Source organism: Spongiivirga citrea (assembly GCF_010671565.1).
GTDB lineage: Bacteria > Bacteroidota > Bacteroidia > Flavobacteriales > Flavobacteriaceae > Spongiivirga > Spongiivirga citrea.
In genome coordinates this window covers 408225-422169 of sequence record NZ_JAABOQ010000004.1, presented here as the reverse complement: position 1 = coordinate 422169, position 13945 = coordinate 408225, and the positions used below count along the sequence as shown (strand labels likewise).

At 37.1% G+C, this 13945-nt stretch carries 9 protein-coding genes; all 9 read left to right on the top strand.

Annotated features, from left to right (window positions below; translation table 11 throughout):
- Positions 1-15 precede the first annotated feature (15 nt).
- The 9 genes from GWK10_RS11340 (at position 16) to GWK10_RS11300 (ending at position 13944) form a co-directional block, all read left to right on the top strand.
- Positions 16-2502: a glycoside hydrolase family 2 TIM barrel-domain containing protein gene (locus GWK10_RS11340; protein ID WP_164032480.1), complete on the top strand. Its 2487-nt coding sequence runs from the start codon at positions 16-18 to the stop codon at positions 2500-2502.
- Between the two features lie 45 nt (positions 2503-2547).
- Entirely contained in the window at positions 2548-4461 is a 1914-nt protein-coding gene (locus tag GWK10_RS11335; protein WP_164032479.1) for a hypothetical protein, read from the top strand.
- A 146-nt stretch (positions 4462-4607) separates the two neighbouring features.
- A complete protein-coding gene (locus tag GWK10_RS11330; RefSeq protein ID WP_164032478.1) occupies positions 4608-5330 on the top strand; it encodes a polysaccharide lyase family 7 protein in 723 nt (240 codons plus the stop codon).
- Between the two features lie 31 nt (positions 5331-5361).
- Complete coding sequence (locus GWK10_RS11325) at positions 5362-8142, top strand: family 78 glycoside hydrolase catalytic domain (RefSeq protein ID WP_317164682.1); 2781 nt, start codon at positions 5362-5364, stop codon at positions 8140-8142.
- On the top strand, positions 8139-9560 hold the full coding sequence (locus GWK10_RS11320) for a sulfatase (protein ID WP_164032477.1): 1422 nt from the start codon (positions 8139-8141) through the stop codon (positions 9558-9560). The genes GWK10_RS11325 and GWK10_RS11320 overlap by 4 nt, the downstream gene beginning before the upstream one ends.
- A 6-nt stretch (positions 9561-9566) precedes the next feature.
- Positions 9567-10634, top strand: a complete 1068-nt coding sequence (locus GWK10_RS11315) for a tartrate dehydrogenase (protein ID WP_164032476.1) — start codon at positions 9567-9569, stop codon at positions 10632-10634.
- A 6-nt stretch (positions 10635-10640) separates the two neighbouring features.
- On the top strand, positions 10641-11285 hold the full coding sequence (locus GWK10_RS11310) for a cyclase family protein (protein ID WP_164032475.1): 645 nt from the start codon (positions 10641-10643) through the stop codon (positions 11283-11285).
- A 5-nt stretch (positions 11286-11290) separates the two neighbouring features.
- Positions 11291-12679 carry a four-carbon acid sugar kinase family protein gene (locus GWK10_RS11305; RefSeq protein WP_164032474.1) on the top strand — a complete coding sequence of 463 codons (1389 nt, stop codon included), beginning with the start codon at positions 11291-11293 and terminating at the stop codon, positions 12677-12679.
- The gene (locus GWK10_RS11300; RefSeq protein ID WP_164032473.1) at positions 12676-13944 is read left to right on the top strand and encodes an MFS transporter; all 1269 of its coding nucleotides are present in this window, start codon (positions 12676-12678) and stop codon (positions 13942-13944) included. The genes GWK10_RS11305 and GWK10_RS11300 overlap by 4 nt, the downstream gene beginning before the upstream one ends.
- The last annotated feature ends 1 nt before the right edge of the window (position 13945 follow it).

The window sequence follows — 13945 nt, the reverse complement described above, 5'->3', positions numbered from 1 at the left end:
TTATACTCCTTGTCAATGAAAAATAGCCATAAAAAAATTACACTTCTATTGATGACAATATTGTTCATCGGTTGTAATTCTGAAACAACTAAAAAAGAACTCATCAGACAAAAATTACTTTTTAATAGTGATTGGCAGTTCCAGTTGTTTGAGAGCGACTCAGTTTCTAAAAATGAACTAGTCAGTACAGAGTGGAAACCAGTGCAGTTGCCACACGATTGGAGTATCGAAGGAACGATATCTAAAGAAAACCCATCTGGACATTTCGGAGGATATTTTCCTGGAGGAGTTGGATGGTATCAAAAATCATTTAAGTACAATCCTGATTGGAAAAACAAATTGGTCTCTATTACTTTTGATGGAATTTATAAAGACTCAGAAGTATGGATCAACAATCACTATCTGGGTAAAAGGCCTAACGGATATGTAGGTTTTTCTTATGATTTATCACCATACCTGAAATCAGGAAATAATAGTATTCTGGTAAAAGCTGACAATTCAAAACAACCCAATGCTCGATGGTATACTGGAAGCGGCATTTATAGAAATGTTTGGCTTGAAATTAAGAACAAGGTTTCTGTGACACAATGGGGAACTTATATCACTTCTTCAAATATTTCAAAAGAAAACGCTGATATCCGAATTCAAACTTCAATTGGTAATAAGAATGCGGAGGATCACTTAGTAAGCATTCAAATTGATATTTATGACGAGAAGAATCAATTAGTGTTGAAAGAAGAATTAGATAATGTTATACCCTCAGCAGATACTATTTCTATACAGCACCAAGTACAGGTGCCCAATCCCAAATTATGGTCTCCCGAAACCCCAGTTCTTTATACTGCAGTACACAAAATTTTTCAGGAGGGTGATATGATCGACATGGATAGCACTCCGTTCGGGATACGAAGTATACGTTTTGATGCGGAAACGGGTTTTTGGCTCAATGATAAAAACATTAAGATAAAAGGTGTAAACAATCACCAAGATGGAGGACCTGTTGGGGCAGCGGTACCAGATGATGTGTTACGCCGAAGATTAGAAATACTAAAAGAAATGGGTTGTAATGCTATACGAACGGCACATAACCCTTTTTCACCTGAATTTTATCAGATGTGTGATGAAATGGGATTTATGGTAATGGATGAAGTATTTGATGAATGGATTGCCTCTTGGCCATGGGTAGATTATAAAAATCGTGGAAAAGTAAAATATGGATACCATCAAAATTTTAAAAAATGGGCCAAACGCGACCTAAAAGATGTAATTCTCAGGGACCGGAATCATACTTCTATAATTATGTGGAGTGTTGGTAATGAAATCCCCGATCAGTGTTATCCCGAGGGACCAGAACGCCTAAAACCTTTATTAGAAATTGTTCGCGACTTAGACGCGACTCGTCCCATTACTGCTGGATGTTGTTTTATGCACTTGGCTAATGATACAGGTTTTTCAGATCTGCTAGATGTAGCTGGATACAACGGCGGAGGTGGTTCTGTTTTCTATGAAAAAGACAAAATAAAATACCCAAATCGCAAATTTATAGCTACTGAAATTCCTCATTCTTTCCAAACGAGAGGCGTTTATAAAACAAAAACTGAAATGCGAAGTCCTCAGCAAGGAATAGCAGTTCCTGATTTGACTGAAGAAGAAGTGTTTCCTGAATTTTCTAAATTTTATTCTTCTTCTTATGATAATTCAAGTGTAAGGATATCAGCCCGGGATTCCTGGAGAAGGACTGATAGCTTAGCTTATGTTGCTGGCGAGTTCCGATGGACGGGATTTGACTATCTAGGAGAAGCCATTAAGAAATGGCCCTCTAGGTTCTGGAGTTTTGGGATCGTAGACTTATGTGGTTTCCCAAAGGATACATATTATTTTTATAAAAGTCAATGGAATGATGAACCTATGGTGCATATGTTGCCACATTGGACATGGCCGGGTAAAGAAGGGACTATTATTCCTGTCTGGGTATACGCTAATAGTGAAGAAATAGAGCTATTTCTAAATGGAAAATCTCTAGGTGTTAAGTCAACTAATAACAAAATGAACCTGTCATGGGATGTACCATATACTCCCGGAGAATTAAAGGCGATCGGTAGAACAGATGGTAAAATAGTCTCTCAGCAAGTATATAAAACCGCTCATAAACCAGCAAAAATCGAAGTGATTTCTGATAAAAAAGAAGTTGCGGCGACAGGAACCAGTTGTATCCATCTAGAAATAAATATTTTAGATAAAGACGGAAACTTCGTTCCGTATGCAGATAACCTGATCAGTTTTGATATCAAAGGACCTGCAAAAAATATTGGAGTAGAGAATGGAGACCCATTAGACTTGTCCTCTAATAAAATAAATCAAAGAAAGGCTTTTAATGGTAAATGTTTATTGATACTTCAATCAACCAAAAAGGAAGGGGAGATTATTGTAGATATTAAATCAGAAGGCTTGAAGTCTCAACAGATTTCAATTTCAAATAATAATTTACCATCAAATAACTAAAATCTAAGTGCACCGTTGCCTAACAGCGCTATTTTAATTTGACTTATGCAAAGAAGAAGTTTTATATATCTATCTGTTACAGGTTGTCTTAGTTTAGGTCTTTCCGTACATGCTTGTAAAAATAAAACACATGCAAATGCCCCTAATAATCTTGGCACAACAGCATTCGAAGCATTATCATTTGATCTTTTAAAAACCTGGTGTGATGCTTTGATCGATACACAAATTAATGAACCTTCGGACAGTACAATTCACGGAGCGCTTTATTGTGAAGCTTGTAAAAAAATACATGGCCGTTGTATGGATGCGGTGTACCCGTTTTTATTCATGGCTGATTCAACTGGAGAACGGAAGTATCTTGATGCCGCTATTCTAGTAATGAAATGGTCCGAAAACGTGTCAATGCCTGATGGCAGCTGGACCGTAATCCCGGATCCAAAATCATGGAGAGGAATAACTGTGTTTGGAGCCCTTGCTTTGGGCGAGGCATTACACTACCATGGTCACATATTGTCAAAAGAACTATATGATGCCTGGAAGAAACGACTGCGAAAGGCATCGGAATTTATCCACGCTAATTTTACTATTGATTATAGTCATATTAACTATGCGTTTACCGCTGTGTATGCTCTAAATTTTTTAGGGCGGATGTTTGACGAAACAGCTTATATAGAGCATAGCAGGCAGTTGGCAGGTGAAATTCCTAACTGGCTTACGAAACCAAACATGCTAATTTTTGGAGAAGACAAACCTGCTGATGAGGTAAGTGCAAAAGGTTTATTACCGGTTGATTTAGGATACAATGTAGAAGAATCTTTAAACGGTCTCGTCCAGTATGCCAAATTGGAACAGGATGAAGAGTTATTAAAATTACTAGACCAATCACTAGCTGGGCATCTTGAGTTTATGCTACCAGATGGTGGATGGGATAATAGCTGGGGAACAAGACAGAATAAATGGTCATATTGGGGCAGTAGAACAACAGATGGATGTCAACCTGCATTTGTGTTAATGGCTGATAGAAATCCAGCATTTGGTAAAGCCGTGCTTTTAAATACGCAGCTTTTAAAAAGGTGCACCGTAAATGGTCTCTTGGCTGGAGGCCTCCATTATGAGAGTCATAATATACCAGCATGTATACACCACACATTTGCGCATGCTAAGAATATTGCTTTTATGTTAAATCATCCTGATATTATTAAAAAGCTTGATAGTAATATTCCGATTCCAAGAAGTACTAATGATGGCGTTAAACACTTTCCTGAACTTGATGTATGGCTTATTGCTAGAGGGCCTTGGCGAGCAACAGTTTCTTCATATGATCAAATATTCAAGAAGAAGTACTCCGTCGCTGCTACAGGAGGATCATTAGCTATACTTTGGCATGAAAAAACAGGCCCATTATTTACAGCGAGCATGGCCGAATACTTATTAGTTGAAAAAAACAATCAACAAAGTCAGCCTGGAGAAGATTTTGCGTTAATGCCGAGAATTGAACGTTATGTAAATGGGGTTTGGTATACAAATATCCAAGATCTAAAGGCAGAAGTTGAGCAAACTGATGATAATGAAACCATTCAGTTTAAAGTTAAAACTGCATTAACAAATCGTGATAAACAAGTACTAAAGGACGCAAACAGTTACCAATTGACGTATAGTTTTGACAAAAGTCAAGTAACTATTACTGCAAGGCGACCTTTGACTGGTGATAATGGCGATCAATTGGTGCTGCCAATTATATCGCCTTCGGGAGAATCTATAATTCAAGAGAGTCCTAATAGAGTGAGAATAGTGAAATCAAACTCTCAAGTAATACTCGAAGCAAATGCTGCGATTAATTCGAAAAAAAATGAAGGACAACGAATTTTTAATATGGTTCCCGGTGTTGAGGCAATTCCTTTTATTATAAAATTCCCAAAAACCAAAAAGCGTATTAGCTGCACTATTAAAGTACTGTAATAGCTCAAGGTTCTATATGATTTGATATGGAATGCTTTACCCGAGGGTACAGGATGCTATTTGTTAAGAGTATTAGTAAACTTGATAGAAATTAAGCCTTATTCCAAAGGGCTAAACTGATTATTTTTTTTAAGTTGAACCAGGTCATGAAAAAAATTGGCTTTAACATCTTGTTCGTTCTGCTGTTTTTTTGCTTTAACTGTTCAGATGCAGAACAGGTTGAAGCATTGGAAAGTGAAGAAGATCCTGTAGAAATTTCTCTTACACCTCCGGATGGAATTCCAGACCCATTTAATCTTTTTACAGTAATTGATGATGATGTACCACGCTCAGAATTTGACGAAGTAAGTAAGTGGTATCAGGAAGAACCTGGGAAGCAAGTTTTTCAACTTTTTACTGGTGATGAATTTATTGGTGAACGAAAACATGCCCGTACAGAAGCTGGACAAGGATTAAAATTTAAAGAAGGAACTACATGGCACACTTTAGAAGCTACAATGCATCCTAGCGATAAACTAGATATTACGTATACCATAGCACAACTGTTTGCGGGTTGTTGTGGACCCCAATTACGCGTGGAGGTAAGAACAAACGGGCGCATTCATGTTGGCTCTAGATCAAACGAAAACGTTCGAATTTCAACTGATGAAGATTGGGCAAATGGTCAGCGATCTTTTACCATTAAAATACGTACTAACGGGAGGGATATGGAGGTTTATTTTAATAATGAACTAAAGTTTACCGGTGTTAGTGAAGAAAGTACTATGGATAATGTAGATGCTCTTTATCACTTTAGATGGGGAGTCTATTCCAACGAAAAAATGAAAAAAAACTTGAGTAATACAGTTACGAATATTACCCGAAACTAAAAACCTAACCCACTTTATCATATAACAAGCCGTGCAAAAAAAAACCTTAAAATGTATCTGTAAGAATATAATTATTTGTTCAGTAAGCCTACTATTTAGTATATCCTGTCAAGAAAAGAAGATAGCTTCTCCCGAATCACTTTCCATTTCAGAAGGATTTATTAATCCAATTGGTTTTTACGATGCAACCCCTACTTTTTCGTGGAAGTTACCCATTGAAAGGAATATTGAAAGTCAATCAGCTTATCAAATAGTGGTAGCGAGCAACTTAGAGTCATTGCCAGACAACCCGGACTTATGGAATACTGAAAAGGAACTCAGTAGCCAATCTACCTTCATTGAATATAAAGGGAAACCAATAACCTCTGGTCAAAAGGTATATTGGCAAGTGCGTTACTGGGACCAAAATGATCAATCATCTACTTGGAGTGAAGCGAGTACATTTGAAATGGGGCTATTAAGTAATGACGATTGGAAAGCAAAATGGATTGGACTAGATACAGCAAAGGATAGTATTAAAGGTACAAATGGAGTAATTATTAATACGCCACAGTACTTGCGAAAAAAGTTCGAGTTAACCTCTGATGTTATTTCCGCAAGATTATATATCACGGCAAAAGGTGTTTTTGATGTTCATTTAAATGGAGAAGATGTAAGCGGCGATGTTATGCCTCCTGGTTGGACACCTTATAATAAACGTATTGAAACCTTAACCTACGATGTTACCGATTTGATAGTATCGGGTGAAAATATGATAGCTATAGAATTGGCTTCTGGATGGCATTCAGGTAGATTGGGATGGAATAAAACACTTTGGGAAAACTCAGGTTCTCCAAAAGTTTTATGTCAATTAGAATTGTTTTTAAAAGATGGAAGTAAGAAAACCATTATTTCAGATAATACTTGGAAGGCCACCACAAAAGGGCCTATACGTTTTACGGAAATTTATGATGGAGAAACCTATGACGCGAACTACGAAATGATAAATTGGACAACCAATAATTTTGATGATAAAAAATGGTCTACTGTTATAACATCAACTATAGACGAGCAGGTAAAATTAGAACCTAAAAGACATGCCGCGGTTAAAGCAAAGCTGCAGATTCCTTCAAAAGGGATAATAAAGACTGAGAATGCAGCCATTTTCGATTTAAAACAAAATATGGTCGGTGTAGCCGTAGTTAAAGCCCCAATGAAAAAAGGAGATACTTTGAGGATGCGATTTTCCGAAATGTTGCAGCCAGATGGCACTTTTTATACGGACAATTATCGTTCAGCAAAATCAACGGACTATTATATCGCTTCAAAGGATGGAATGATCGAATGGGCACCAAAATTTACTTTTCACGGTTTTCGATATGTGGAATTGAGCGGATTTGATATGTCACAAGAACCTATGAATGAATGGGTGACTGGAGTAGTACAGTATTCTGATTTTGAAGAACATGGCACTTTTACATCATCACATAACAAACTCAACCAATTACAGAGCAATATTGTTTGGGGTTTACGCGGAAACTTTTTTGATATTCCTACGGATTGTCCCCAAAGAGATGAACGTCTAGGGTGGACAGGTGATGCACAAGTTTTTGTACCTACTTCCATATTTAATGCCGATGTACATGCCTTTTGGGCAAGCTGGCTACAAAGTTTAACTGAGGCACAATATGAAAATGGAGGGATCCCATTTGTTGTGCCTGATGCTTTGAAAAATAATAAAGTTAGTTCTGGCTGGGGCGATGCTGCGGTTATTATACCTTGGGAAGTCTACTATAGAACTGGTAATGTCACTATTCTAAAAGATAATTTTGAAATGATGAAAGCTTGGGTAGCCCATCATCAAAGCGTAACTAACAAATACATTTCTGATATGAACTCATTTAGTGATTGGTTACAACCTTTTCCTAAAAAGGAAAATAACAGAAGAGGGGATACATCTAAAAACTTAATCAGTACTGCATATTTTGGATATGTCACTAAGTTAACTGCACAGACTGCAAAAGTTTTAGGAAAGTCAGAAGAGCAAGCTAAATATGAAGCATTATCAGTTGCTATTTGTAAGGCTTTTGAAAAAGAGTTTTTTGATGAAAATGGAGAGATTCAAAATAGCGAAAAAACACAAACAGCTTATTTACTAGCCTTAGGATTTGATTTGCTCTCACCTGAAATAGAAGAAAAGGCAATTCCACATTTATTAGATAAAATAAAAGAGGCTGACAACCACTTACGAACAGGCTTTTTAGGTACCCCATTATTGTCAAAAGTTTTAGACGATATAGGGGAGTATGAATTGATGTATGAAATTCTTTTTAAAGAAACGTATCCCTCATGGTTTTATTCCATAAATCAAGGAGCAACTACAATGTGGGAACGCTGGAATAGCTACAGTAAAAAGGAAGGTTTTAACAAACAGCGAATGAATAGCCTGAATCACTATGCTTACGGTGCTATTGGTCAATGGATGTATGAACGCATTGCGGGAATTGCGCCATTAGAAGCAGGTTATAAGAAGATACGTATTGCACCGGTACCGGGTAATCGTTTAACATCAGCCTCCAGTAGTTATGATTCACCTTATGGCATCATAAAATCAATTTGGAAACTGGAAGGCAGTACATTCAACTTAGAGGTAACTATTCCTCCCAACACAACTGCAATAGTACGTATTCCTTCAAAACAGCAGAGTAAAATTTATATGGATGAGGCCGAATTGGTGAGTAGTGATATTGTGAAAATTGTAGAAATAGTTGATGACTATATGGAACTAGAGGTGTTGCCAGGTACCTATAAATTTAAATCTATACTTCAATGATGCAGCGAATTTTTATCCTTTTAGTTTTATTGGTACTCACTTCCAGTAAAGAGAAATCGGAGGAGACCTATGTCAAAAAAACATCCAAACCACTTAATGTATTAATGATTACCGTGGATGATTTACGTCCAGAACTGAACTTTTATGGAGCAAACCATATTAAATCTCCAAACCTTGATAAACTGGCTCAACAAAGTTTAGTATTTAATCGTGCGTATTGTAACATTCCGGTTTGCGGCGCATCAAGAGCTAGCTTACTTACCGGAACGAGGCCAACACGATATCGTTTTATAAATGCATTTACAAAAAAAGATGAGGATCATCCAACGGCGATTTCACTTCCAATGCTACTTAAACAAAATGGGTACAGAACTATTTCCAATGGTAAAATATATCATCATAAAACGGACGACGCGGAGGCATGGGATGAAATTTGGCAAGCAGATAAACTATGGAATTATGCTTTACTAAAAAGTCAAGAGATTAGAAGAAATACCCAACGTGGCTTGCCAATTGAAGCGGCAGAAGTTCATGATTCAATATACAGAGATGGCAAATTAGCTCTAAAAGTAGTTAATGACTTACAAAAGCTTAAAAGTTCTAGTCAACCTTTTTTCCTAACCATGGGAGTGACAAAACCACATCTTCCTTTTTGTGCTCCTAAAAAGTATTGGGATCTATATGATCGATCGAAAATTGAACTTCCTGAAAGTTACCAACAGCCAAAAACAACACCCAAAAAGGCATTTCACAACTATGGCGAATTGCGCAAATATGAAGGAATCCCCAAAAAAGGAGACCTTCCTGAAGATTTAGCCAAAGAACTTATACATGGGTATTACGCATCTGTTAGCTATGTTGACGCTCAGATAGGCTTGGTATTAGATGAATTGAAAAGGCTGAAACTAGAAGAAAATACTATTGTTATCCTGTGGGGAGACCATGGGTGGAATTTAGGAGACCATAAGCTTTGGTGCAAGCACGTAACTTTTGAAACTGCATTACGTACACCGTTAATGATCAAGGTGCCAGGTAGAACTAAAGGTCAAACAACAGACGCTATTACAGAATACATTGACGTATATCCAACCTTAAGTGAACTGACAGGCATTGAAATTCCGAAAACCGTGGAAGGTAAAAGTTTTGTTCCTGTCATTAATGGGAACGAAAGCAAAAAGGATTGGGCAGTTTCAAAGTTTAAAGATGCTGTTACACTCATAACAGGTGATCTGTTCTATACCGAATGGACAGATAATGAGGGTGTTGCTTATGAGCGTATGTTGTTCGATCACGCTAAGGATCCGTTAGAACTTGATAATCTAGCGGAAAAGGAAGAGTATCAACAAACTATAGCGATGCTAGCAAAAGAATTACGAGAAAAATGGGGAAAGAATTTCTTAAAGGAAAATAAAAATTGAAATGTAATGAGTAAAAAATACAAGATCGCTGTAGTCAATGGTGATGGAATAGGAAATGAAATAGTACCCGCAGGAATATCAGTATTGGAAACGGTTGCCAAAAAATATGATTTTGAAATCGAAACACAGGAATTCTCCTGGGGAGCGGGTTATTATTTACAACATGGGGAGTTTATGCCAGAAAATGGTTTAGAAACACTACAAAGTTTTGATGCGATTTATTTTGGTGCTGTTGGCTTACCCGAAGTAGATGATACATTACCCGCAAAAGACTATACCTTCAAAGTTAGAACTGAATTTCAGCAATATGTAAATTATCGACCAGTAAAACTTTTTTCGGGTATTCAAAGTCCGTTACGTGATAAAACGAAAAAAGATATCGACTTTGTTATCATTCGTGAAAATAATGAAGGTGAGTTCGTTCAAAATGGAAAAATAATGCATCCGGATACGCCAAATGGTTTGGCAATTGATACCAGTATTGTTACTCGTAAAGGTGTAGAACGCATTGCACATTTTGCTTTTAAGTTGGCCAGGAAAAGAGACAAGAAAGTAACAAACGTCACCAAATCAAATACACTTATTTATTCACTGGGATTTTGGGATCAGGTAATGGGTGAGGTGGCTGCGCAATATCCCGATGTTGAGTATAATAAAATGTATGTAGATAATGCCTCTGCAAGTTTTGTGTTAAAACCAGAGGTTTTTGATGTGATAGTTACCACTAATATGATAGGCGATATCCTATCAGATTTAGGAGGTGCGATTATGGGAAGTCTTGGTCTTGGAGGTAGTGGCAACATAAATCCTGAGAAAGAATTTCCTTCGATGTTTGAACCTATTCACGGCTCAGCTCCAGACATAGCAGGACAAAATACTGCTAACCCCATCGGTCAAATATGGTCCGCTGCCATTATGCTCGAGCATTTAGGTGAAACAAAAGCTGCCCAAAATATTGTAGCAGGAATTGAACATACCACTGCGAAAGGAAACCTTACAAAAGACTTGAGGGGTACTGCAACAACTAAGGATGTTGCCACAAGTGTTATTTCATTTATTGAATCAGAAGGGTAGGTGGGTATGAATGATATTAGCTCAAAAAAGATTGTTGATTTAACCATGTTAATTGATGAAGAGATGACTGGAGTAGCTATAACGTCAGCGAAAAATCTTGCAAAAGACGGCTGGAATGCATCAACCTTACATCTCTATTCTCATAGTGGTACACATATGGATGCCCCGATACATTTTGAAGTTACTAAGCAAACTATCGAACAGATTGATGCAAATCGACTGATATCTGAAGCATGGATCTTAGATCTTACACATCTTAAACCTAAAGCATTGATTGGGGTAAAAGAGATGCAACCCATAGAACAGAAAATAAAGAAGGGAGAGAGTATTTTGCTACATACTGGCTGGAGTAAAAAAACAAATACAGAAGCCTACAGAAATGATTTACCACGTATTAGTGCTGACTTAGCAGTTTGGATGGGAAAAAAGGGGGTAAACATTATTGGGGTTGAGTCACCTTCAATTGCCGACGTGAACAACATTGAAGAAGTGACTGAAATCCATACCATTTTAATGCGTAACAATGTGATAATTGTTGAAGGATTAACAAATCTAGAACAATTGTCAAAAGAAAAAATAACACTAATAGCCGCACCACTTAAAGTAAAAGATGGTGATGGCGCACCAGCACGTGTTTTGGCCCTAGAATGATGAATATGCTAAATAAAAAGATACTTGAATCCATACAACAAGGCGCCGAATTAGATGACCATCATGAAGTTGTTTCAGATTTATTAGCTGCCACCCCTAGAGTTGTGGTAATCATTGATGATGATCCGACAGGTACCCAAACGGTTTACAATGTACCTATAGTTACTGATTGGAGTTACGCTACCCTCGAATACGAGGTTATCAATAGCCCCGTTTTTTTCATCCTAACCAACTCTAGAAGTTTACAGCAGTCTCAGGCTAAGGAACTTGCTATAACACTAGGACTTATGTTGGCTGAAATTGCAAAAGAGCACAGAAAAAAGTTAGTAGTAATCAGTCGAAGTGATTCTACCCTTCGTGGCCATTATCCGTATGAGGTAGATGCTCTACTAGATGGTTTGGGCTGGAAGAATTCAAAGCAAGTATTAATACCAGGCTTTTTTGAAGGAGGACGGTATACATTTAATGATATTCATTATCTAAAAGAAGATAATGACTTTATTCCAGTAGCAGAAACACCTTTTGCTTGTGATACTACTTTTGGATACGCTCATTCAAACTTAAAAGAATACATTCAAGAAAAATATGAGGGTTCTATAAAAGCGAATGAAGTACTAAGTATTTCTGTCCAAACACTTCGAGAAGCTAAGCCCCAAGAGATTCAAGATATTTTAATACAGCATGAGGCAAAGCATGTTATTGTAAATGCTACTTCTTATGCCGATTTACAGGTGTTTGCTATTGCATGTTTAACCTCTGAAGACAATCTGTTATATCGTACTGCTGCTTCTTTCGTGAATGCAATTACGGGAATCACACCTAAACCGTTATTGACGAAACAATCTATCTTAAATGAAAATCAAAAGTCTGGTGGGTTGGTCATCGTCGGATCTTATGTACCCAAGACAACTGAACAGCTAAAGCATTTAAAGGATAACAATTCCAAAGCGCTTTTTATAAAAATGAAAGTAAGCGAGATACTTTCTGGAAATCAAAATAGTACATACATAAAAAAGTTGGTAAAAATTATAAATAATGCATTAGCTGCTAAAAAAGATGTGGTTTTATTTACCAGTAGGAAGGTACATGTTGGTGATACTAAAGAAGAAAGTTTAGCGATTTTAAATAAGGTTTCCCTTGGGCTAATATCTTTAGTCAGATTACTATCCTTAAGGCCTAAATATATACTTAGCAAGGGCGGTATTACATCTAGTGATATCTGTGTAAAGGCGCTTGGCGTAAGAAAGGCTTTGGTTTTAGGTCAAATTTTAAAAGGAGTTCCTGTTTGGCAATTAGATAAAGATTCAAAATACCCTGAAATGCCTTTTATTGTCTTTCCAGGAAATGTTGGAGATAAATCGGACTTATATAAATTAATAAAACAACTAGAATGAATCGAGCTCAGTATTTCCCCAAGCGTTATTTTATGGTGCTGGGCACATTTTTGCTGGCACTATTATTATATGTAGATAGAATATGTATATCAGTGGCAAAAGATCCTATTGCGAGTAGCTTAAATCTTTCGGATAAGCAAATGGGTTGGGTACTTGCAGCATTTTCTTTGGGCTATGCTTTTTTTCAAACTCCATCAGGAATTTTAGTTGATCGTTTCGGTCCTAGAAAAATTTTGGCACTAATCGTTACTATTTGGTCAGCCTTTACGGCATTAACCGCTGCGGTTTGGAGCTATGGATCTTTATTGGTTGTTCGATTTTTATTTGGTGCAGGAGAAGCTGGGGCTTTTCCTGGTATGAGCAGGGCTATTTATAGTTGGATTCCTCTAAAAGAACGTGGTATAGTTACCGGGATTAATTTTTCAGGGTCGCGACTTGGTGCGGCGTTTTCACTACCACTAATTGCTTGGCTAATTACAGAATATGGATGGAGAAATACTTTTGTGATATTGGGCATCGTTGGCGTAGTCTGGGCATTAGCTTGGTATGTTCTTTTTAGGGATAATCCAGAAGATCACAATGCAATTACTGATATAGAAAAGCGGTATATAACAGAAAATAGACAGGATAAAGAATCTACAAAAACTAAAGAGGTATTAAGACTGCGGATACTATTGAACTCTAAGAATATGTGGTTTGCAATGGGGCAGTATTTCTGTAGTAATTTCACTTTTTTCTTTGCGTTAACCTGGCTATTTCCACATGTCAAAAAAGAATATGGTTTAGAAACGGTCGAGGCAGGATTGTACACTGCAGTGCCACTGTTGTTTGGTGCTTTTGGTAATTGGTTTTCAGGATGGTTGATAGATAGAATTTTTAAAAAAGGTAATTGGAATATTTCACGCCAAATACCAGCTACTGTCGGATTTTTGTTAGCTGCAATCGGACTATTAGGAAGTATTTATATGGATAGTGCTATCGGTGCAATAGTTTTTTTAAGTATAGCCATCTTTGGGGCTGATATGACCTTACCACCCTCATGGGCATTTTGCGTAGATATTGGTAAAAAACACTCGGGTGCAGTTTCTGGTACTATGAATATGGCAGGGAATATTGGGGCATTCATTACTGCTATTACATTCCCATACTTACTAGCATGGACAGACTCAACTACTTTGTTTTTTGTGGTTGGTGCTATATTAAATATTCTAGCGACTGTTTTTTGGTTGTATATGAAGCCTCAGCAAAAACTTACTCAATACTAGT

Coding starts and splice junctions, on each gene's coding strand:
- GWK10_RS11330 (WP_164032478.1), top strand. CDS start 4,608: ATGAAAAAAATTGGCTTTAACATCTTGTTCGTTCTGCTGTTTTTTTGC.
- GWK10_RS11340 (WP_164032480.1), top strand. CDS start 16: ATGAAAAATAGCCATAAAAAAATTACACTTCTATTGATGACAATATTG.
- GWK10_RS11315 (WP_164032476.1), top strand. CDS start 9,567: ATGAGTAAAAAATACAAGATCGCTGTAGTCAATGGTGATGGAATAGGA.
- GWK10_RS11335 (WP_164032479.1), top strand. CDS start 2,548: ATGCAAAGAAGAAGTTTTATATATCTATCTGTTACAGGTTGTCTTAGT.
- GWK10_RS11320 (WP_164032477.1), top strand. CDS start 8,139: ATGATGCAGCGAATTTTTATCCTTTTAGTTTTATTGGTACTCACTTCC.
- GWK10_RS11310 (WP_164032475.1), top strand. CDS start 10,641: ATGAATGATATTAGCTCAAAAAAGATTGTTGATTTAACCATGTTAATT.
- GWK10_RS11305 (WP_164032474.1), top strand. CDS start 11,291: ATGCTAAATAAAAAGATACTTGAATCCATACAACAAGGCGCCGAATTA.
- GWK10_RS11300 (WP_164032473.1), top strand. CDS start 12,676: ATGAATCGAGCTCAGTATTTCCCCAAGCGTTATTTTATGGTGCTGGGC.